Below are 20,527 nucleotides of genomic sequence, written 5' to 3' on the forward strand. Positions count from 1 at the left end.
GGCTCACTCGGTGGCCAGGCCCAGCTTGTCGATCAGCGGCTTCCAGACCGCAATGTCGCGTTCCGCGTACGCGGCCACATCACCGGGCTTGCTGCTCACCAGAGTCACGTTCATCGCACCCATGCGATTGGCGTAGGTGCTGTCGTTGCGGCATTTGTTGGTGGCTTCGTTGAGCCTGGCCACCACGTCCGGGGGTGTGCCCTTCTTGGCCACGATGGCGATCCACGCCGGGCGGGCGAGCACCGATGGTCCACCCGCCTCGGCAATGGTGGGCACATCGGGCATGAGGGCGGAGCGCTCGCTGGAGAACACCGCCAGGGGAACCAGTTTTCCCGCCTGAACCTGCGTGGCGGCCGTGCCGATCACCAGTGTCATGGCTTGAATGTGATGCCCCATCAGGGCGTTCAGACCGGCCGCTTCGCCCACGAAAGGCACATGAGTGGCGGGCCACTTCATGGCTTCGGCCAGGGCGGTAGTCAAGAGGTGCGCCGGGCTGCCTTTGCCCGGTGACCCGAAGTTGAGGCCGCCATTTTGCGACTGGGCCAATTTGCTCAGATCGGCCAGTTTCTGGATGCCCATGCCGGCAGGGACCGTGAGCACGAGTGGGGAAGTGCCAATGACCGCAATCCCGTCGAAGTCCTTGAGCGGGTCGTAGGGCATTTGCCGGTGGACGAAGGGCGTGATGGTCATCTGGGACATGCCGATAGACATGACATTGGCGCCATCGGCCGGCTGTCCCTTGAGGTAGTTGATGGCCAGAATGCCGTTGGCGCCGGGCCGATTCATGACGACGGATGCAAGCCCTGTCTGTCGAGAAGTGCACTCGGCCCAGGCGCGGGTCATCGAGTCGGAGCCGCTGCCCGGCGGCTGTTGTGCGATCACCTGCAGGGGCGATGGCTGCGCGATCACTTGTGTGGCGGTCAGCGCGAGCGCAGCGATGGCGAGCAGGTTGAGATGCAACGGATTCTTCTTCACGAGTGTGTCTCCGGGGTTGTCAAGAACGACTGGATGGTCTGTGAGAGCACCTTGAGCTGGGCGTCGATCACATCGCTCGGGGCAAAAGGCCCCTGCAGACCCAGGCCGCGCAGGCAGGACAGGATGAAGTTCACGTGAGCGACGCTGTCGCGCTCACGGCGAAGTTCGGGAAAGCTTCCGAGCATGCGCTGCGTCAGCCTTTCACTGAGCTGGGCGCGCCGCTCGATGATGTGCGCCGTCATGACGGGATCGTCGCGAGCGGCCAGGTACGCAGACCACGCCGCGGCGAACCGGGGCTGCCCGTAGAGCTGTTTCCAGGCTTGCTCCACAAAGTGATCGGCACGCTCACGAGCCGGCCATTGCGCGGGCGGCCAGAACGAGTTCTCCTTGTCCAGCCGGTCGATCAGGTGCGCGAGGACTTCCATCATCAGCGCGGCCTTGGAGCCAAAGTGATGCTGCACAGCGCCGGTGGTCATGTGCGCGACGCGGGCCACCTCGTGGATGGAGAGTTGCCCGTAACCCTTGGTCTGCAGGATTTCCATGGCCGCCTCCAGGAGGCGGGAGCGGGTCTGGGTGCTTTTGAGCTGGTGGAGGTTGGGTGCCATGGGGGTGCCTTCAATTGCATTATGTTTGTAATGCAATTTGCCTGGATGAGGGCAAACCCTTGGCCGCCGACCCGCCAGACCGGGCCAGTCGTTGTGGGGGATTTACCGGCGACCGCCGGTGGTTTTCAGTGATGTGATCACGGTGGCCAGACGGGCGGGACGCGGTGCATCGGCCTGGCGGACGGGCGTGAAGACGCTGAGGGCATGGCGCGTGGGCGGGGACACCTGCACCGCGGCAATGCCGGCCAGCCCCAGTGCGCACGCGGCCACCAGCTGGACGCTGCGCTTCTCGAAATCCGAGATGGACAGGGGGGACTGGAGACGGAAGCGGGACATCGGAAAACTCCTTGTGTCGGTGGACGAAGCCGCATTACGCCCGGATCGCACCGCACGGCCAAGCCCTTTTGCCAGCCGTTGCGATCTTCAAGAACCCTTTGCCTCAGACACATTTACCCTCATCCGGTTACGGATTCGGGTTTCGCGGGCAACCTCAAGGACAATCGGCCTTTCTGTTCCGCCATACAAAAAGAGGCATTCCATGGGCAACCGACTCACCCAGATCGCCACCCGCACCGGCGATGCCGGCACCACCGGCCTGGGCGACAACACCCGCGTTTCGAAAGACAGCCTGCGCGTGCACGCCATGGGCGATGTGGACGAACTCAATTCGCACATCGGCGTGCTGCTGTGCGAGGACCTGCCCGCCGATGTGCGGCACCTGCTGGTGGAGATCCAGCACCAGCTGTTCAACCTGGGCGGCGAGCTTTCCATCCCGGGCTTCGAGTTGCTCAAGCCCGAGGCCGTGCTGGCGCTTGACGAGGCGCTGGCCACGCACAACGAGGCCCTGCCACGCCTGCAGGAATTCATCCTGCCCGCTGGCAACCGTGCCGCCAGCCTGGCGCATGTGTGCCGCACGGTCGCGCGCCGCGCCGAACGTGCCGTCGTCGCGCTGGACAAGGCCGAGACACTGAAGGACACACCGCGCCAGTACCTCAACCGCCTGAGCGACCTGATGTTCGTGCTCGCGCGGGTGCTCAACCGCATGAACGGTGGCGACGACGTGTACTGGAAGAGCGAGCGCATGGCCCGGGCGGACGCGTCATGAGAGTGATCTGGTTCGCCTGCGGTCTGGCCGCCTGGCTGGCAGCGCCAGTGTGGGCGCAGGACAAGGCCGCCAAGAAGGGCAAGGCACCGGGCAGCGCCGAGGTGACGCTGGTGTGCGAGGCGGTCTATCTGCCCGCGCGCACCACCTGGACCCGCACCGTGGCCATCGGCTACGACCGCAAGCGCGTGAACGCGGTGCTGATCGACGGCGTGCCGGTCTACACCTTCGCCATCAACGGCACCACCATCCTGACCGCGATCGACAACGAGCGCATCCAGATCGACACCGCTGCGCAGAGCTGGACGAGCGACTTCCGGGGCCAGGCGACGTCGCAGGGCCGCTGCGAGCGGCACTGAAGCGGCGGGTCGGCCTTGCGCCACACCGTGTGACGGGGCACACCATGTACGAAGCCAGGCACCAACCTCTTCTGACCCGTGCGGGGTTCTACCAACGCGTGGCCTTGCACGTCTCCATTGCGGTGGCGCTGCTGGTCCTGTCGCTGGGGATGGGCATGGTGGGCTACGTCGCCACCGAGCGGATGCCATGGATGGACGCCTTTCTGAACACCGCCATGCTGCTGGGCGGCATGGGCCCGGTGAACCCGCCCGTGACCAGCGGCGGCAAGCTCTTCGCGGGGCTGTTCGCGCTCTACGCGGGCCTGGTGTTCATCGTGTGCGCGGCGTTGGTGATGACGCCGGTGATCCACCGGATCCTGCACCACTTCCACGTCGACGAGAAGCCGGATTCAGACTGAGCGGTGCCTCAGCAGTCGCAGCCCGTTGAACACCACCAGCAGGCTGGCGCCCATGTCGGCGAACACGGCCATCCACAGCGTGGCCTGCCCCACCACGGCGAGCGCGAGAAACACCACCTTGATGCCGATCGAGAAGGCGATGTTCTGCCACAGCACCGCTTTCGTGGCGCGCGAGAGTTCGATGAAGCCGGCCAGCTTGCGCGGGTCGTCGTCCATCAGGGCGATGTCCGCCGTCTCGATGGCGGTGTCGGTGCCCGCCGCGCCCATCGCAAAGCCGATGTGCGCCTTCGCCAGGGCCGGTGCGTCGTTGATGCCGTCGCCCACCATGCCGACCACGGCGCCGTTGGCCGACAGCGACTCGATGGCCTTGAGCTTGTCCTGTGGCAGCAGCTCGCTGCGCACGTCCTCGATGCCGACCTGGCGCGCGATCGCTTCGGCGGTGTGGCGGTTGTCGCCCGTGAGCATGACCGGGTGCACGCCCAGCGCCTTGAGCCGCGCGATGGCGCCGGCGCTTTCGGGCCGCACCTGATCGGCGATCGCGAAGATGCCGATGGCCGTCTGGCCGCGCACCAGCACCACGGCGGTCTTGCCTTGCGCCTCCAGCGCGTCGAGCTTCGCTTCGAGTTCGGGCGTGCACGCGCCCGACTCTTCCAGCAGGCGGTGGTTGCCGAGCCGGTGGCGCTCGTTGTCGATCAGCCCTTCGATACCGCGTCCCTGCAGGGCCTGGAAGCCACTGACTTCGAGCGGGGCAGCCGGCCCCCGTGCGGCAATGGCCCGTGATACCGGGTGGTCGCTGCGGCCCGACAGCGCGATCGCGCGCGCCAATACGTCGTGCTCATTGCCCTGCAGGGTGACCACGTCGGTCACGACAGGTCTGCCTTGCGTCAGCGTGCCGGTCTTGTCCAGCGCCAGCACCTTCAGCCGGTGGCCCTGCTCCAGGTACAGGCCGCCCTTGACGAGAATGCCGCGCCGCGCGGCGGCGGTCAGGCCGGAGACGACCGAGATGGGCGTGGACAGCACGAGTGCGCAGGGGCAGGCGATCACCAACAGCACCAGGGCGCGGTACACCCAGGTCATCCAGTCGCCGCCCAAGAAAAGGGGCGGCAGCACGGCGATGGCCACCGCGATGGCGAACACGGCGGGCGTGTAGTAGCGGGCAAACGTGTCCACGAAGCGTTGCGTGGGCGCGCGCGTGGCCTGCGCCTCCTGCACCGCGCGAATGATGCGCGCCAGCGTCGAATCGTCGGCACGCGCACTTACGCGGTACTGCAGTTCGCCGTTCTGGTTGATGGTGCCGGCGAACAGCTGGTCGCCCACCACCTTGTCGACCGGCACGCTCTCGCCTGTGATCGCGGCCTGGTCCACAGCGGACGCGCCCGCCTCCACCGTGCCGTCGAGCGCGATGCGCTCACCCGGTCGCACGCGCACCAGCGCGCCCAGCGCCACGCTGGCTGCGGGCACTTCCTGCCACGCCGTGCCCTGCTGCACCGTGGCCATGTCCGGCGCCATCGCCATCAGGCCCTCGACCGCGCGCCGCGCCCGGTCGAGCGACTTGTCCTCGATCATTTCCGCGATGGCGAACAGCACCATCACCATTGCCGCCTCCGGCCACTGGCCGAGGATCGCGGCGCCGGTGACGGCCACGGACATCAGCGCGTTGATGTTCAGGTTGAGATGCCTCAGCGCCATCAGGCCCTTGCGGTAGGTGTCCAGCCCGGCCAGCCCGATCGCCGCGAGCGCGAAGGCGACGGCACCGATGGACGAGTCCCCATAGGCCAGTGCCACCACCTCGGAGGCCAGCGCCAGCACCCCGCCCAGCGCCAGTTTCCACGGCGACTCGCTGCCATGCGCGTGATCGGCGTGGGAATGCAGGCCGCTGTCGTGGTCCTTGTGCGCGTGTTTGTCGTCGTGCGCGTGGTCTTCATGCCCCGTGGTCGCCGGGGCCGCCTCGGCCTTCACGCCGATGGCGCCCAGGCCCTTGCCGCGCGGTGCGCCGCTGCCCAGCCGCACCTCGAAGCCTGAGCGCGCCGCCGCAGCGACCAGTTCGGGCTCGGCCACTGCGTCGTGCTGAATGCGCACCGAGCGGCGGATGAAATCGGGCGAGACCTCGCGCACGCCTTGCAGGCGTCGCAACTCCTTCTCAACCAGGTTGAATTCGGCTGCGCAGCACATGCTGGGCACCTGCAGCCATGTCGAGCCGGTTTCGCTGGGCTCGGCAGCGTTGTGTCTGGGGTCCATGGGCCGATTACAGACCCTGGAGTCACTCCGGGGTCAAGCCGCGCGACGCAAAGGCCATGACGCCGGGTGCGGCTTTGTCCGCGGCACCGATGACGCCGCGAGGATCACAGGTGCTGCGGATGCGGCTCTTCTTCCGCCATCATTCCATCGGCCTCGGCCTGGGCGTAGATCGGCAGGATGGCATCGATCTTCTTCTCCCAGTCGAACTCCTGTTCCACCTTGGCTCGGCCCCGCGCACCCAGGGCGCGGCGTCGGGCGGGATCCCGCGCCAGCTTCACCAGGGCGTGGGTCATTTCCTGCGTCAGGTAGGCAGGACCATCCGGCGCGATCAGCACGCCGCAGGAGTCATCGAGGTAGTCCGCCGGCCCACCCCAGCGCACCGCGATCACCGGCAGGCTGGACGCCATGGCCTCCAGCACCACGGCGCCGCCACACTCGCGGATGCTGGGCAGCACCAGGCAATCCTGGGTCTGCAGGCGGTCGGCCGCTTCCACCTGGCTCATCCAGCCGGCAAAGTGCACGCCAGACACCTTCTCGCCATCGGGTGCCAGGATGCCCAGCATGTCGGCCTGTCGCTTGAGTTCGGGCAGCAGCGGGCCGTCGCCGATCACCAGCAGCGACATGGGTTGTTGCTGGCAGGCCTGCGCGAACGCCTTCAGAAGCAGGTCCACCCGTTTCACGTCGACCAGCCGGCCCATGAACACATAGCGGGTGTGCTCGGGTGGTGGCGCCGCGTCCGGCGCGCGGGGACGCCAGAGCCGCAGGTCGACACCGTTCTCCACCATCGTCTTGACACGGGGACTGTGGCCCAGTGGCAGTGCGCGGCGGGTGCGTTCGTTGGCCACCAGGATGAGCGCCGCCTCCAGCTTGCCCGGGACCAGGGCATTGAGCCCGTTCGACAGCCACCGCATGCCGCGCAGCAGAGCCCGCGTGAAGATGGAGTCGTGGGATTTGAATGCCGGCGGGAAGTGCATGCCGCCGTTCAGGGGACCGATCACCACGGGAGCGCCCAGGTCATAGAGCAGCGAAGGCTCCTTGGGCGAGACCGGCATGGGCTGGTGGATGACGTTGATCGCCAGCTCCTTCACCAGGCGACGGGTCTGCCGACGCTGGATGGCCTGGGTCAGGAGGCGGGACAGGTAGTTCGTGGTGAGGTAGTCGATGCGGGAGGGCAGCCGCCGGCCCACCTTCCACAACAGGCTGTGGATGTGGAGCTCCTCGACGTAGATCACATGGTCGGCGATGTCGCTGCCTTCGAACTCGGGCCGCACGCGCGCATGGGTGAGCAGCCATGCAGAGATGCCGCGCCGGCGGAGGTGTTCGTAGTACTGCATGGGCAGCGCGGCTTCTCCACCGTAGCGTCGGGAGGCATGTTCCGCCACGACGAGCACGCGCAACCCGCACGGATGCGGTGACCCTGTGTGGGTGTCAAAGGCGGCCGACAAACTCTCACGCGACCCATCCCCCGTCCAGCCGAACGGCAGGCTTTCCAGGGAAGAGGTGGGTGGTAGCCGCACGGATAAAGGGTGCAATCAGCACAAACAGCTGGGCAGGTCGCAGGTTCTGGTGGATCTGGTCGACAGGGAATAGCAATGGCCAGAGAAAGAGAGCATGGGGACGATTGCCGATCCGGCTAACGATTTCCTACCCAAGGGTCGGCCGGTCCGATGGGGGAGTGAGGCACAGGGGAGATGATAAGCAGCGGCACGCCGAGAGCAAATGGGGTGATGTTCAAGAGTGTGTCAGGCTACACAGGCGGTTCATACTTGTTGCAACCAGTCAACAGGTCGGTCGGCGCTGAACACGGTCGGGTGCGTGGGGAGGGCGGGTATTCGGGGAAAACCCGAGGTTCTAACCCGGGTTGTTTTCACAAGTATTCGGCGAACAGCTCCACGTTGGCAAGCACGCCCAGCATAAGGCATAGCGCCCGCTGGAAGCTGCCGTCGAACCGGTACGTCTTGAGGTCCTGGTCATCCAGGTGAGAGAGGTACCCATGCGAGCGGTTTTCCTCCAGCAATTTCACGTCCTCGTGAGGGATCAACGCATCGGTGTGGAAACCCGAGTTGGCGAGAAGCTGCTTCCATTCGGACAGGCGCAACCGGTTGACGTAGCTGGAGCGGTTCCACGCCATCCAGCGCCAGAGGCGTGGTGAGTGGCGCAGGCAGTCGTACTGTCGCCCGATGACGAACATGTGGTAGTGGTCGCGCAGGTCGACGCGACAGATCAGCCGGCCGCCCGGGCGAAGGACGCGGTGGATCTCCTGCAGCATGGCCTGGGGATCGCGGAAGTGCTGCATGCAGTAGCAGCCCCACACCACGTCCACGCTGTTGTCCGGGAAAGGCAGGTGCGAGCCGTCGAACACGCGGTAGTCAACACCGCGCCGGTAGGCGGCCTGGCTGGTGTGATAGTTGGTGACGTCGGCGGCGATCACGTACTTCGCACCGCGCCTGCGTGCGAACTGCAAGGTCTCCAGCGTCTTGCCCGGCCCCAGCTCCAGGATGACTGCGTTCTGGATGTCTGCCATGCCTTCAAAAAACTGGAGCAGCATTTGCGCCTGTTCCTCATTGCCGTCGATGCCCGTGACGTGCGTCCGGGTGACCACCTTCCGCATATACGGGATGGAAAGAACGGTGTTGATGGCCATCGACTTGGCGACGCCCTGCCAATGCCGGATGCGTGAAAGGTGTCTGCGCACGTTGCTTCTCCTGGGCTATGAAGAGGGAGGAACTTCCGGCACCAGCTGGTTCAGGAGACCTGCCAGCGCCTTGAATTCGTGTGCGTCGCAGGCATAGAAGGCCTCTGCGTACGCCAGGCGGTGCTGAAGGCCGCGGTATCGGTTGAGGCCCAGTGCGCCGGCGGCATAGTCCCGGTCCGCCATCTGGGACGCATAGAGGCGGATGAGCCGTTCTTTCTCTTCGGCCTGGTCGCTGATGTCGACCATGATGTTGGGCCACAAGGCGGTCCACACCTCATAGCCGTGGATGCTGCCTTTCCAGCCAAGTTCGACCGCGGCATCGGCCAGCGCCAGGGCGCAGGCCTGATGGTCGGCATGGCCGTCTCCCGGGAAAGGGCAGTAGATGATGTCGGGCTGGAATGCCCGGATCTGGTCGGCCAGCAGCGTGGCCAGGGGCGCCTCGTGCCGCACCAGGCTGGCGTCGGGCAAGTCCAGGCGGACGACGGATTCGAAGCGCATGGCCGCGGCCACCTGCTCGGACTCGTCGAACCGGATCTTCCGAACCTGCTGGGCGATGGCGGGATCCTGGATGCCCGCCGAACTGTCCGTGGCGAAAACCACCCGCGTCGGGCTGCCGAGCTGGCGGTGTCGCAGCAGCGCGCCACCGCACGCGATCACCTCGTCATCGGCATGGGGTGCGATGACAAGAACACGGGCGCGAATGGGCTCTTCCAGCCGCGAAGGCAGCCGGTGCAGTGCCCGCTTGAGGGCCACCAGCAGGCCTCGGGCGGTGCGTTGCCTCACAGCGTATCCCACGCTGTTCTTGAGCTTGTGCATGAGGGATGACATGAACGGACTCTTCCTGGCGCTGATCAAGGGGCCGGATGGCCGAGGTTGTGGCGTCCGGCGGCGATACCCCCATGGCGCAGGCCGTGCCCGTAGGAGGGTGCCTGATGGGTGATGCCCAGGATGATGGGCAGTTGAACGCGCGCGCGTGACGTTTTCATGTCGACAGAGGTGGTGATGCGGGGTCCGGGAGGCCTGGATGCCGTGGCAAACCAAGGCATTACACGTGGCTACATGTTGTTACGTTAAAGGTGAAGCCATGGGTCGGGTCACACCGTCTATCGACACGAAAGAACAAAACACGGAAACCGTTAAGGATTTCCGGTTTTTTTGCGTTTTGCGAGTGAGCGCTCACAAAATTGGGCTGTGAATGGCGCCGCTGGGCGTCAGCGGGGTGCCAGCACCGCCATGGTGATGCGCGAGACGCAGGTGAGCTCGCCCGCTTCGTTCGTCATGTCGATCTGCCAGACCTGGGTGGTGCGGCCGATGTGCACCGGGCGGGTGATACCGGTCACCCAGCCACCGGTCGCGCCCCGGAGGTGGTTGGCGTTGATGTCCAGCCCCACCGCGCGATGGCCCTCGGGGCAGCTGTAGGCCGCGCCGCAGGAGCCCAGGGTTTCCGCCAGCACCACACTCACGCCGCCATGCAGCAGGCCATAGGGCTGCCTGGTGCGTGTGTCCACCGGCACGCGGGCGCGGATGAAGTCCGGCCCGACCTCGAGGAATTCGATGCCGAGGTGCTGCACCGCCGTGTCCTTGTGGATGGCGGTGAGCTCCTCGACGGAGATGGCTTTCTTCCAGATGCTCAAGGGGTTCTCCAGTCGTTGAGCGGTCAACTATAGGCAAACGGGCTGGCTGCCTTCGCCGCCGCCCACAGGCCGAGGCGGCAAACGCCTACAGACAGCCGGGCGGCTGGCGCGGAACATGGAACGTGGGAGCAAAGCGCACGCCATGACCGCCCACACCCGCCGCTGGACCACCGCCGCAACCGTACTGGTGGGGCTGCTGGCCGCCGCATGCCTGGCCGTGTGGGCGTGGATGCCCGACGAGGACGCGCTCGCGCGACGCATCGAAGCGACGTTCGAGGAACGGCTGGGCCAGAAGCTCGTGGTCGGCGCGGTGCGCTGGCGCGTGCTGGGCCTGCCGATGGTGGAGGTGCTGGACGCGCACACGGAGCAGCCGGAAGCGCTTCGCGTCAGGCGCATTGCCGTCTACCCGCAGCTCATGCCCTTGTTGCAGAGGCAACTGGTCATCGACCGGGTGGAGCTGGATGGCGCCGTGGTGCCACGCAACGCGCTGGCTGCCTACCGGGGCAGGGTCACACCACCAGGCGGTGGCGACGTCGAGTTGCGTGCGGTGTCGTTCACCAACGTCACCTACATCTCCTACAGCGGCATTCCCGTGGTGTACGACGGCGAGATCGTGTTCGACGCAGACCGCCTGCCGCAGCGCGCGCGGCTGCTGCGCCCCGATGTGCAGCCGCCCGCCACGCTGGACGCCACGCGCGACGGCCGAACCGTCGAGGGTGCGGACATCTACCGTTTGCGCGTGCAGGCCGCCGGCGGATCGGCACTCGGGCAGGCCAGGCTGACGACGTCGGCCGAGGGGCGCATGACGTTGACGGGCGAACTGGCGCCGCGCGACGTCGACGTGGCCGCGCTGCTCGATGCCTTCCACCGCCGCTCGCCCATCGGCGGTCGCGCGTCGGGCGAGACCGAACTGCGCGCGCAGGGCGACACCGTCAGCGAGCTGTTCCGCTCGCTGCACACACGCAGCGTGCTCAAGGTGGAGCGCGCGAAGCTGCTGCGTTTTGACATGGACAAGGCGGTCAAGTCGCTCGGCGAGGACCGCGCGGGCGAGACTCCGCTGGATAGCCTCACCGGCGTCATGGAAACGCAGAACACCGGGCATGGCCTGAAGACCGTGTTCACCCAGGTGGAGGCGGTGGCGGGCAACTACACGGCCTCTGGCCAGGCCACGCTTCACCGCAAGCAGATTGCCGCGCAAGGCCGCCTGGAGATCGCCGGAGGCGTGGTCGACGTGCCCTTTGCAGCCCAGGGCCCGACCCGCAAGCCCGAGTTCAGCATCGCCTGGGGCACCATCGCCGGCGCCGCGGTGGGCACGGCGGTGTTGCCGGGCATCGGCACCGTGCTGGGCGCCAAGATCGGCGGCGTGGTGAGCGGCCCGCCCAGGCCGCAGCCCGAACCGCCGCGCCACTGACTGGGCGGCGCCCCGCGGGGTGCTTCAGCGCCTGGCGGGCGCCTTGCCTCGGCTGAGCAGGGCGTACAGGATGATCGCGCCGAAGGTGGCGGTTCCGATACCACCCAGCGCGAACTGGCCGAACTTCAGCGTGTAGTCGCCGGTGCCCAGGATCAGCGTGATCGCCGCCACCAGCAGGTTCTTGTTGTCAGAGAAGTCCACGCGGTTGTCGACCCAGATCTTCGCGCCGGCCACGGCGATCAGACCGAACACCACGATGGAGACGCCACCCATCACCGCGAGAGGAATGGCCTGGATCAGCGCGCCGAACTTGGGGCTGAAGCCCAGCAGCACGGCCATGAGGCCGGCCACGAGGAAGATCGCGGTGGAGTAGATCTTGGTCGCGGCCATCACGCCGATGTTCTCGGCATACGTGGTCACGCCCGTGCCGCCCGCGCTGCCGGCCACCATGGTGGCCACGCCATCGCCCATGAAGGCGCGGCCCATGTACTTGTCCAGGTCGCGGCCGGTCATGGCGGTCACGGCCTTGATGTGGCCCAGGTTCTCCGCCACGAGGATGATGGCCACCGGCGCGATCAGCAGCATGGCGTTCGCCTCGAACACCGGGGCGCTGAAATTGGGCATGCCGAACCATGCGGCGTTGGCGATGCCGGAGAGGTCCAGCGGCTTGCCCATGCCCAGCACGTTGGTGAGCACGGCATAGATGAGGCTGGCGATGATCAGGCCCATGAGGATCAGCAGGCGTTGCAGCATGCCGCTGGTGAACACGGCGACCAGCGCCACGCAGACGAAGGTGATGCCCTGCATCCAGGCGTCGAAGCCGGTGGGCGCCATGTTCTTGATGGGGATGCCCGCGAGGTTCAGACCGATCACCGCCACCACCGCGCCGGTGACGACCGGCGGCATGAAGCGCTCGATCCATCCGGTGCCCACGGCTTGCACGATGGCTCCGATGACGGTGTAGACCAGGCCGCAGGCGATGATGCCGCCCAGCGCCACGCCCAGGTTGGCGTTGGGCCCCGGACCCGCGTAACCGCTGGCCGCGATCACCACACCGATGAAGGCGAAGCTCGAACCCAGGTAGCTGGGCACCTTGCCGCCCGTGACGATGAAGAAGATCAGTGTGCCGATGCCGCTCATGAGGATGGCGACGTTGGGGTCGAAACCCATGAGGATGGGGGCGAGCACCGTGGCGCCGAACATGGCGATCAGGTGCTGCACGCCCATCACGCCCGTCTGGGGCCAGGGCAGGCGTTCATCGGGTGCGATCACGCCGCCGTGGGCGAGCGTCGATGCGGGTTTTTCGGTCCAGTTGAACATGCCCATCGCACGGTCTCCTTGTCGTTGTGTTGTGGAAAAAGCGCCCTCGCGCCGGCAGGCATTGTGCCTTCAAAGCCTGCTTTTTGCCCCCAGGCTTAACTCTCTTAAGTCTCGTGCCGAAATCGCAAAAAGTTTACGCAGAACCACGAATGACCGCGGCCGTTTTTCACTCCTACAGTGCCTCCATCCCCCCAATCTGAAACGCTGGAGCGACCATGGAATTTCTCTACACCGCCGACTTCTGGATCGGCCTGATGAAGATCATCTGGATCAACATCATCCTGTCGGGCGACAACGCGGTGGTGATCGCGCTGGCCGCGCGCTCGCTGCCGCCGGAGCAGCAACGCAAGGCCATCATGTTCGGTTCCGGCGCGGCCGTTGTGCTGCGCATCGTGCTCACGGTGGTGGCGGCCAAGTTGCTGGAACTCTCCTTCCTGCAGATCATCGGCGGCGTGCTGCTGCTGTGGATCGGCTACCAGCTGCTCAGCGGCGACGACGACGGCGATGAGGCGCACCACAAAGGCACCGGCACGATGGCGGCCGCCATCCGCACCATCCTCATCGCCGACCTCGTGATGAGCCTGGACAACGTGATCGCGGTGGCCGCGACCGCGCAGGGCAACATGGTGCTGCTGATCCTGGGTCTGGCCATCAGCATTCCGCTGGTGGTGCTGGGCTCCACGCTGATGATCAAGCTCATGGGGCGCTTTCCCATCATCGTCACGCTGGGCGCCGCGCTGATCGGCTGGGTGGGCGGTGAGACCGTGGTCAACGACACCCTGGTGCACGGCTACACCATGGCCCATCCCTGGCTGCATTACGTGGCGGCGGCCACGGGTGCGGTGCTGGTGGTGGGCCTGGGCAAGTTCATGCAGGCCCGGGCCGAGCGCAAGGCGCATGCCTGATTGCCTACACTGTGAGGCCATGCAGACCGGAACGCTCTCCGAACTCCAGATCATCCTGGTCGTCACAGCCCCGCTCCCGGGGGTGGTGTTCGCCGTGCAGCATGGCCGCGATGGCCTGCTGTCACCGTACGCATCGACGCCCGACCGCCTGTCGTTCGCCCTCACCCTGTCTCTCGGACCCGCGCTGCCAGACGGCTCGTTCAACTACCGGGGCCCGTTCGCGCAAGGCACACCGGCCGACCGCTTCATCTACCTGAATTCAGGCACCTACGCAGGCCAGCCCGACACGCCCTGGGCGCGCCGGGCGAAGATCAGGCTGGCGGGCATGCCAGGCGATCTCGTGGCCGCCGCAACGGGCGACGCCGACCGCGCGATCGAGGCATGCCTCCATGGCATGGCGCGCGACGGAGGACCGGTGTGTGCGAGCGTCGCGCCGGCCCTGATCCAGTGGCGCCTGGTTGGTCACCCCTAGCCGACCATCACCCCACCGCCGGCAGCACCTCGCCCCGGCTCTCGCCAAAGCCGATGCGCGCCGCACCCGGTTTCTCGCACCAGCCGCGCAGGATCACCGTGTCGCCGTCTTCCAGGAAACGCCGCTGCGCGTTGATGCCGGGCAGGGGCACGTCGCGCGTGCCGCCAGCGCTGAGTTCCACGATGGCGCCGGCCTCGGCGGGAGTGGGGCCCGAGATGGTGCCGGTGCCGAGCAGGTCGCCGGGCTGCAGGTTGCAGCCGCCCACGGTGTGCTGCGCCAGCATCTGCGCGATGGTCCAGTACTGGTGGCGGAAGCTGGTTGCCGAGAGGCGGTCGGGCGCGATGCCGCGTTCGCGGTGCGCGCGCGCTTCCAGGCGCACTTCCAGCTGCACGTCGACGCCGCCCTGCGCGCTGTTGCCGGGGCTGTCGAGGTAGGCCAGGGGCTGCGGCTCGTCGGCCGGGTGCGCGAAGGGCACGCGGTAGGGCGCGAGCGCTTCCATCGTCACGATCCAGGGCGATACCGTGGTGCAGAAGTTCTTGCCCAGGAAGGGGCCGAGCGGGTTCATTTCCCAGAACTGGTGGTCGCGCGCGGACCAGTCGTTGAGCAGGCACATGCCGAAGATGTGGTCTTCCGCCTCGGTCAGTGGAATCGGTGTGCCGAGGGCGTTGCCGGGACCGACGTAGAAGCCCATTTCCAGCTCGTAGTCGAGCCGGCGGCAGGGGCCGTACACAGGCGCGCTCGCGCCCGGTGCCATGGCCTGGCCCATGGGGCGGTGGAACGCGGTGCCACTGATGACGACGCTGGAGGCGCGGCCGTGATAGGCGATGGGAATCCACTGGAAGTTGGGGGTGAGTGGATCGTCCGGGCGGATCACGCGGCCCACGTTGCGCGCGTGGTGGATGGAGGTGTAGAAGTCGGTGTAGTCGCCGATGCGCGTGGGCACGCGGTGTTCCACCTCGGCCTGCGGCACCAGGCTGGCGCGCAGCGCGTTCACGCCGGGGCCGCTGGCGCCGGTCTTGAGCAGATCGAACAGCGCATGGCGCAGCGCGCGCCATGCGGCGGGCCCCATGGTCAGGAAGTCGTTGAGCGCATCGCCCGCGCAGGCGTTCACCGCTTTCACCGCCGCCGCGCCCGACACGGCGCCGGCCCTGGCGATGGCGGCGAGGTCGATCACCTGGTCGCCGATGGCGACGCCGCCGCGGAAGGTCTCGCTCGAACCCTTGCGGCGGAAGACGCCGAAGGGCAGGTTCTGGATCGGGAAATCGGTGCCCGGTGCGTTGGCCGATTCGAGCCAGCTGCGGGTGTTCGCGTCGTGGGTGTGGTTCAGTTCCATGAGGATTCCTGTGTGCAAGAAAGACGGTCCGGCGCCGGGCCGCCCCAGGCCGGATCGGCCTCCTGAGGGGCAGCGGCGGAGCGTGGAGGCTATGCAGTGGCTTGAAGGGCGTCGTCGAAGATGGCGACCGCGCGCGTCCAGCCGGCGGAGGCGCCACGGATCTTGTGCGGGAAGCAGCTGATGAAGAAGCCGTCGGCCGGCAGGGCCTCCAGGTTGTGCAGCTTCTCGATGTGGCAGTAGCCGATGTCGCGCCCGGCCTTGTGGCCTTCCCAGATCAGCGAGGCGTCTTTCGTCTCACCGTACTTCTGCGCGGTGTGCACGAACGGCGCGTCCCAGCTCCAGGCGTCGGTGCCGGTCAGGCGCACGCCGCGCTCCAGCAGGTACATGGTGGCCTCGTAGCCCATGCCGCAGCCGGCGCTCACATAGTCGTTGTTGCCGTAGCGCGAGCCGGCACGCGTGTTCACGACCACGATCTCCAGCGGCTTGATGGTGTGGTTGATGCGCTTCAACTCGGCTTCGACGTCGGCGGCGGTCACCACGTAGCCGTCGGCGAAGTGGCGGAAGTCCAGCTTCACGCCGGGCTGGAAGCACCATTCCAGCGGCACGTCGTGGATCGCGATGGCGGGCTTCTTGTCGCCCAGCGCCTTGTCCATCGTGGAGTGGAAGTGGTAGGGCGCGTCCAGGTGGGTGCCGTTGTGGGTGGAGAGCTGCACCAGCTCCACAGCCCAGCCTTCGCCATCGGGCAGGTCTTCCTTCTTCAGGCCGGGAAAGAAGGGCTCGATCTGCTCGAAGGTGTGCTCGTGCGTGAAGTACTGGATCTTGGGCGCGAACGCCGGCGGATCGCTCAGCACGTCGTTTTCAAGGTAGATGGACAGGTCGACGAATTGGCGGGGCATGGTCTTCTCCGGTGGGGCGATGTGGGGCAGTGAGTGCTGGTGTTCAGGGGCGTTGCCAGCGCAACAGGGAGCGTTCGGCCAGGGCGAGCACCACGTTGCTGGCAAAGCCCATGGCGCCCAGCAGCACGATGCCGGCGAACAGCTCGCTGGCCTGGAACGAACGGGCGGCCAGCAGGATGGCCTGGCCCAGCCCGGGTTGCGAGGCGATCATCTCGCCCACCACCGAGACGATGAGCGACACCGTCATCGACAGCCGCATGCCGGCCAGGATGTCGGGCATGGCGTTGGGCAGGCCGATCTTGAGCACGAAGTCCAGGTGGCTGAGTTCGAGCGAGCGCGAGACCTCGCGCAGCTGCCTGTGCACGTTGGCCAGGCCATGCAGTGTGGCCAGCAGCACCGGCCACATCGCGCCGAAGGCCACCACCGCCAGCACCATGCCGCCGGAAAGGCCGAACAGCGCGATGGCCAGGGGCATGACGGCCGAGGCGGGCAGCGGGCGGATGAACTCCAGGGTGGGGGCGATCCACTCGCGAGCCCGCCCGGAACTGCCGATGAGCGCGCCCAGCGCGATGCCCAGTGCACTGGCCAGCACCCAGCCGCTGAACATGCGGGTGAGCGTGGCCCAGGTGTAGGCGCCCAGTTCGCCGCCGGCGAGGCCTTGCAGCAGGCTCTGCAGCGTGGCCTGCGGCGTGGGCAGAAAGGCGCGGTTCACCCAGCCGCTGGTGCTGGCCATCCACCACAGGGCGATGAAGGCGCCGAGCACGAGCACCGAGCCCGATGCGTTGCCGACGGCCGTGAGGGTGCGGTGGGTGTTCTTCATGCGACCTGCTCCCCCATGGCGCGCGCCACGCGGTGCTGCAACGCGAGCGCACTGGCATTGATGAGGTAGCCGACCACGCCGATCCACACCAGCCAGGCCAGCATGAGGGCGGGGTCCAGGCTCTGCTGCGCGATCATCATCGCGTAGCCCATGCCGTGCGGGTTGGCCGCGATCTCCACCGTGACGGCCACCACCAGCGCGATCGCCACCCCCAGGCGCAGCGCGACGAACAGGCGCGGCACGATGGCCGGGCCGATGATCCAGGCGAAGCGCTGCCAGGCCGTGAGCTCCAGCGCACGCGAAACCTCCAGCAGGCGCGGCTCCACCTGCTGCACCGCCGCCTGCGTGAGCACCAGCATGGGCCACAGGCAGGCGAAGGCGACCACGCTGAGCTCCATGCGCAGGCCGAAGCCGAACACCAGCATGGCCAGCGGAATCAGCGCCACCGAAGGAATCGGGCGCGCCACCTCCACGCTCAGGAAACCGAGCCGCGCCGCGCGGCGCGAGAGGCCCAGCAGCGTGCCCAGCAGAAGGCCGCCGAGCGCACCGATGAGCAGGCCCAGCGCGGCCGTGCCCAGCGTGAACGCCGTGGCCTGGAACAGCGAACCGTCCATGGCCGCGCCCCAGAAGGCGCGCAGCGCGGCACTGGGTGGCGCGATCGCGTCGCTGCCCTGACCGGTGGTGCGGGCCCAGACCTCCAGCGCGCCGATCAGCAACGCCGGAAAGGCGAGGGATTTCATTCGAATCTTCATCTCGATATCCAGCTCTCGGCGTGAAGTGACGCCGTCCAGGAACACCGAGGAACCGGCTTTGCCGGGCCTCTGGTGTTGCCCCCCGTGGGGGGTAGCGCCTCCGGCGCTGCGGGGGGCATTCAATGTCCTAAGTAGTGGTACAGCTCGCGGCGCAGGCGCAGGAACTCCGGGTGTTCCTTGGTGCTGAGCTGGTCGCGCGGCTGCGGCAACGGCACGTCGATCAGCGCGGCCAGGCTGGGCAGTTCGGGCGTGGGGTTGCTGCGCAGCGCGATCACGCGGTCGCCCAGGTACAGGGCCTCTTCCAGGTCGTGGGTGACGAACATGACGGTCAGCCCTTCTTCGCGCACCAGGCGGGCGAGTTCGTCCTGCAGCGTCTCGCGCGTCATCGCGTCGAGCGCCCCGAAGGGCTCGTCCATCAGCATCACGTCGGGCCGCTGCGCAAGGCAGCGCGCGATCTGCACGCGCTGCTGCATGCCGCCCGAGAGTTGCGCCGGAAACTTCTGGGCGTGCGCCTGCAGCCCCACGGTCCTGAGCACATGCGCGATGCGCGCCGGGCGTTCGGCGGCCGGCACGTTCGCGGCTTCCAGCGCCAGGCTCACGTTGGCCTGCACCGTGCGCCAGGGCAGCAGGGCGCGCCCGTAGTCCTGGAACACGAAGGCCACCTCGCGGCTGGGACCGGTGATGGGTGCGCCCTTGCGGCGCACGCTGCCGCCACTGGGCGTCACGAAGCCAGCGGCGGCGCGCAGCAGGGTGGTCTTGCCGCAGCCCGAAGGACCGATCACGCACACGAACTCGCCGCGCTTCACCGTGAGCTCGACGGGCGAGAGAATCTGCCGGCCGCCGAGCTCGATGGCAACGCGGTCGAAGTGCAAAACGGAATCGGTCATGGTCGACGGCGCGCTGGCGTGGGGCGTGGCGTGCCTCACTTGGCGATCAGGCGCGCGACGTCGGGCACCGTCTTCAGCATGCCCTGGTCCTTCATCAGGTCGACCCAGTAGGTGAGCTGCTTCTCGGTGACGACCGGGCCGGGGGGCGAGATCTGCACCTTGGCGATGACTTCGGGCGGCAGCTTGATGTACTTGCCGATGGCGGCGCGCACGGCGGCGTCGTTCTTCGGCTGGTTCATGAAGGCCGCGGCCTCCTGCACCGCTTCGCGGAACGACTTCGCCGCCGCGGGGTTCTTCGCCACCCAGTCGCGCCGCGCCACGTGGATGATGGTGGGCTGGTTCTCGGGCAGGAAGGTGGAGTAGTACGACGCCACGTAGCCCACGCCGGTGTCCGTGATGCGGCTCATGAACGGATCGGCGCTGACCACGGCATCCACCGAGCCACCGCGCAGCAGGTCACCGTGCTGCGGGAAGGCGGCTTCCACGAAGTTCACCTTGGTGTAGTCCACACCCTGGCTCTTGAGCCAGGCGCGGAAGGTCACGTGCAGGAAGGCGCCCAGGCCGGGCACGCCGATCTTCTTGCCCACGCAGTCCTGCGCCTTGCGGATGCCGCTGCCGGCCCGGGCCACGAGACCGAAGCCGGTGATGGTCTTGGACGTGACGCCCGCGCCGGCCACCACCACGTGGTCCAGCCCGCCGTCGACCGACTGCAGGAACACGCTGGGCGTGGGGCCGCCGATCTGCAGCGAGTCGGCCTGTACGGCGGCGGGAATGGTGGAGTTGATCGGGATGAACTTGAGTTCCACGTCCAGCGCGCGCTTCTTGAAGTAGCCGTTCTCGGCGGCGACGAACACCGAGGCGAAGTCGGTCACGGCGGTGTAGCCGAACACGATCTTCGTGGTGCTTTGCGCGAATGCCGGCAGGCTCGCGGCGGCGGGGAGGGACGCGAGTGCGGCCAGGGCGGTGCGACGTTTCATGTGTGTCTCCTTCGGGGTGGGGGGGCTAACGCTTCTTTGAAGTCTTCTTGTCGGGCACGGGCAGGGCGGCGCGCAGGCCGCCCACGATGAAGCGCACCAGCCGTTCGGCGGCGGCGGGGTCGCTCGGTGTGTTGATGTGGCCGGAGAGCCGCGCGATGCGGTCGTCCACCAGGTGGTGCAGCAGCGAACCCAGCGCGAACTGGTAACCCCAGGCGGCTTCGGCGCGCGTGCCATGCGGCAGCACCTCGTGCAGTGCATCGATGAAGCGGTTGGCCATCGGGTCGAAGAAGTCGCGCAGCACGCGGTCGGACTCCTCGCTGTTGTAGGCCAGTTCGCGGCCCACGAGCTGGGCGTAGAACTGGCCCTCGGGGCTGGAGCGCATGCGGATCACGGGGAACACGAAGGCCTCGACGATGCGCGTGAGCGTCTGCGGGTCCGCCGGGTCTTTCGGCACCGCGTCCAGCGCGGCCAGGCGCTCGTCGATGGTGTGGCCCCAGTGCGCGAACACAGCGTGAAACAGGTCTTGCTTCGGTCCGTAGTAATAGGCCACCAGCGCCAGCGGCACGTCCGCTTCTTCGGCGATCTGGCGGATCGTCACCGCGTGGTAGCCGCGCTGCGCGAACAGCTTCTCGGCCGCGAGCAGGATGGCCTGCTGGCGGTCGGGCCGGGGAGCGGCTTCGCTCTTGCGGCGGGCGGTCGCGGGGGCTGGCTTGCGTACGGGCATGGCGATATTGAACAGGTGTTCAAA

Annotated in this window: 23 protein-coding genes; 6 read left to right on the forward strand and 17 right to left on the reverse strand. The window is 67.3% G+C overall.

The genetic code is table 11. The features are described from left to right. Positions 1-3: 3 nt before the first annotated feature. The 3 genes from J2X09_RS24905 to J2X09_RS24915 all read right to left on the reverse strand — a co-directional run bounded on the left by J2X09_RS24905 (position 4) and on the right by J2X09_RS24915 (position 1,916). The gene (locus J2X09_RS24905) at positions 4-975 is read right to left on the reverse strand and encodes a Bug family tripartite tricarboxylate transporter substrate binding protein (protein ID WP_204734538.1); all 972 of its coding nucleotides are present in this window, start codon (positions 973-975) and stop codon (positions 4-6) included. Continuing rightward, the gene (locus J2X09_RS24910; protein WP_204734537.1) at positions 972-1,580 is read right to left on the reverse strand and encodes a TetR/AcrR family transcriptional regulator; all 609 of its coding nucleotides are present in this window, start codon (positions 1,578-1,580) and stop codon (positions 972-974) included. Before J2X09_RS24910 ends, J2X09_RS24905 begins: the two co-directional genes overlap by 4 nt. Before the next feature lie 102 nt (positions 1,581-1,682). Further along, positions 1,683-1,916, reverse strand: coding sequence for a hypothetical protein (locus J2X09_RS24915; protein WP_204734536.1), 234 nt, complete (start codon positions 1,914-1,916; stop codon positions 1,683-1,685). 202 nt (positions 1,917-2,118) lie between these two features. On the opposite strand from J2X09_RS24915, the gene J2X09_RS24920 reads away from it, so the two are divergent. From J2X09_RS24920 to J2X09_RS24930, 3 genes are read left to right on the forward strand one after another with little or no spacing between them, the layout of a single operon-like run. Next, positions 2,119-2,685, forward strand: coding sequence for a cob(I)yrinic acid a,c-diamide adenosyltransferase (locus J2X09_RS24920; protein WP_204734535.1), 567 nt, complete (start codon positions 2,119-2,121; stop codon positions 2,683-2,685). Further along, positions 2,682-3,041, forward strand: coding sequence for a hypothetical protein (locus tag J2X09_RS24925; protein WP_204734534.1), 360 nt, complete (start codon positions 2,682-2,684; stop codon positions 3,039-3,041). The genes J2X09_RS24920 and J2X09_RS24925 overlap by 4 nt, the downstream gene beginning before the upstream one ends. A 44-nt stretch (positions 3,042-3,085) precedes the next feature. Beyond that, positions 3,086-3,439 (forward strand): hypothetical protein, encoded by a 354-nt coding sequence (locus J2X09_RS24930; protein ID WP_204734533.1) that lies wholly within the window; start codon positions 3,086-3,088, stop codon positions 3,437-3,439. Here the strand turns inward: J2X09_RS24930 and J2X09_RS24935 are convergent. From J2X09_RS24935 to J2X09_RS24960, 6 genes are all read right to left on the reverse strand, one after another. Next, a complete protein-coding gene (locus J2X09_RS24935) occupies positions 3,431-5,677 on the reverse strand; it encodes a heavy metal translocating P-type ATPase (protein ID WP_204734532.1) in 2,247 nt (748 codons plus the stop codon). The genes J2X09_RS24930 and J2X09_RS24935 overlap by 9 nt on opposite strands. A gap of 104 nt (positions 5,678-5,781) precedes the next feature. Then, positions 5,782-7,068, reverse strand: coding sequence for a glycosyltransferase family 4 protein (locus J2X09_RS24940; protein ID WP_310309694.1), 1,287 nt, complete (start codon positions 7,066-7,068; stop codon positions 5,782-5,784). 476 nt (positions 7,069-7,544) lie between these two features. Further along, positions 7,545-8,372, reverse strand: a complete 828-nt coding sequence (locus J2X09_RS24945; RefSeq protein ID WP_204734530.1) for a class I SAM-dependent methyltransferase — start codon at positions 8,370-8,372, stop codon at positions 7,545-7,547. 15 nt (positions 8,373-8,387) lie between these two features. Then, positions 8,388-9,200, reverse strand: a complete 813-nt coding sequence (locus tag J2X09_RS24950; RefSeq protein WP_204734529.1) for a PIG-L deacetylase family protein — start codon at positions 9,198-9,200, stop codon at positions 8,388-8,390. A gap of 23 nt (positions 9,201-9,223) precedes the next feature. After that, positions 9,224-9,358: a hypothetical protein gene (locus tag J2X09_RS24955; RefSeq protein ID WP_310309678.1), complete on the reverse strand. Its 135-nt coding sequence runs from the start codon at positions 9,356-9,358 to the stop codon at positions 9,224-9,226. A gap of 225 nt (positions 9,359-9,583) precedes the next feature. Next, complete coding sequence (locus J2X09_RS24960) at positions 9,584-10,006, reverse strand: hotdog fold thioesterase (protein WP_204734528.1); 423 nt, start codon at positions 10,004-10,006, stop codon at positions 9,584-9,586. A 142-nt stretch (positions 10,007-10,148) separates the two neighbouring features. Here J2X09_RS24960 and J2X09_RS24965 point away from each other — a divergent pair, with 142 nt between their 5' ends. Continuing rightward, a complete protein-coding gene (locus tag J2X09_RS24965; protein WP_204734527.1) occupies positions 10,149-11,417 on the forward strand; it encodes an AsmA-like C-terminal region-containing protein in 1,269 nt (422 codons plus the stop codon). Between the two features lie 24 nt (positions 11,418-11,441). Here J2X09_RS24965 and J2X09_RS24970 read toward each other — a convergent pair whose 3' ends face one another. After that, positions 11,442-12,737 carry a solute carrier family 23 protein gene (locus tag J2X09_RS24970; protein WP_204734526.1) on the reverse strand — a complete coding sequence of 432 codons (1,296 nt, stop codon included), beginning with the start codon at positions 12,735-12,737 and terminating at the stop codon, positions 11,442-11,444. Positions 12,738-12,952: 215 nt separating this feature from the next. On the opposite strand from J2X09_RS24970, the gene J2X09_RS24975 reads away from it, so the two are divergent. Both J2X09_RS24975 and J2X09_RS24980 read left to right on the forward strand, forming a co-directional pair. Continuing rightward, positions 12,953-13,642: a TerC family protein gene (locus tag J2X09_RS24975; RefSeq protein WP_204734525.1), complete on the forward strand. Its 690-nt coding sequence runs from the start codon at positions 12,953-12,955 to the stop codon at positions 13,640-13,642. 19 nt (positions 13,643-13,661) lie between these two features. Next, on the forward strand, positions 13,662-14,114 hold the full coding sequence (locus J2X09_RS24980) for a DUF5990 family protein (protein ID WP_204734524.1): 453 nt from the start codon (positions 13,662-13,664) through the stop codon (positions 14,112-14,114). A 7-nt stretch (positions 14,115-14,121) separates the two neighbouring features. Here the strand turns inward: J2X09_RS24980 and fahA are convergent, their stop codons facing one another. The 7 genes from fahA to J2X09_RS25015 all read right to left on the reverse strand — a co-directional run bounded on the left by fahA (position 14,122) and on the right by J2X09_RS25015 (position 20,503). After that, positions 14,122-15,447, reverse strand: coding sequence for a fumarylacetoacetase (gene fahA / locus J2X09_RS24985; RefSeq protein ID WP_204734523.1), 1,326 nt, complete (start codon positions 15,445-15,447; stop codon positions 14,122-14,124). Between the two features lie 89 nt (positions 15,448-15,536). Then, positions 15,537-16,343: a cyclase family protein gene (locus tag J2X09_RS24990; protein ID WP_204734522.1), complete on the reverse strand. Its 807-nt coding sequence runs from the start codon at positions 16,341-16,343 to the stop codon at positions 15,537-15,539. Between the two features lie 43 nt (positions 16,344-16,386). Beyond that, a complete protein-coding gene (locus tag J2X09_RS24995) occupies positions 16,387-17,163 on the reverse strand; it encodes an ABC transporter permease (RefSeq protein ID WP_204734521.1) in 777 nt (258 codons plus the stop codon). Then, positions 17,160-17,903, reverse strand: coding sequence for an ABC transporter permease (locus J2X09_RS25000; protein ID WP_310309680.1), 744 nt, complete (start codon positions 17,901-17,903; stop codon positions 17,160-17,162). The genes J2X09_RS24995 and J2X09_RS25000 overlap by 4 nt, the downstream gene beginning before the upstream one ends. A gap of 131 nt (positions 17,904-18,034) precedes the next feature. Beyond that, positions 18,035-18,802, reverse strand: coding sequence for an ABC transporter ATP-binding protein (locus J2X09_RS25005; protein ID WP_204734519.1), 768 nt, complete (start codon positions 18,800-18,802; stop codon positions 18,035-18,037). A 35-nt stretch (positions 18,803-18,837) separates the two neighbouring features. Beyond that, on the reverse strand, positions 18,838-19,779 hold the full coding sequence (locus tag J2X09_RS25010; RefSeq protein ID WP_204734518.1) for an ABC transporter substrate-binding protein: 942 nt from the start codon (positions 19,777-19,779) through the stop codon (positions 18,838-18,840). Between the two features lie 25 nt (positions 19,780-19,804). Then, on the reverse strand, positions 19,805-20,503 hold the full coding sequence (locus J2X09_RS25015; protein ID WP_204734517.1) for a TetR/AcrR family transcriptional regulator: 699 nt from the start codon (positions 20,501-20,503) through the stop codon (positions 19,805-19,807). Positions 20,504-20,527 lie beyond the last annotated feature (24 nt).

It is taken from the genome of Hydrogenophaga laconesensis (genome assembly GCF_031457235.1).
Classification (GTDB): domain Bacteria; phylum Pseudomonadota; class Gammaproteobacteria; order Burkholderiales; family Burkholderiaceae_C; genus Hydrogenophaga; species Hydrogenophaga laconesensis.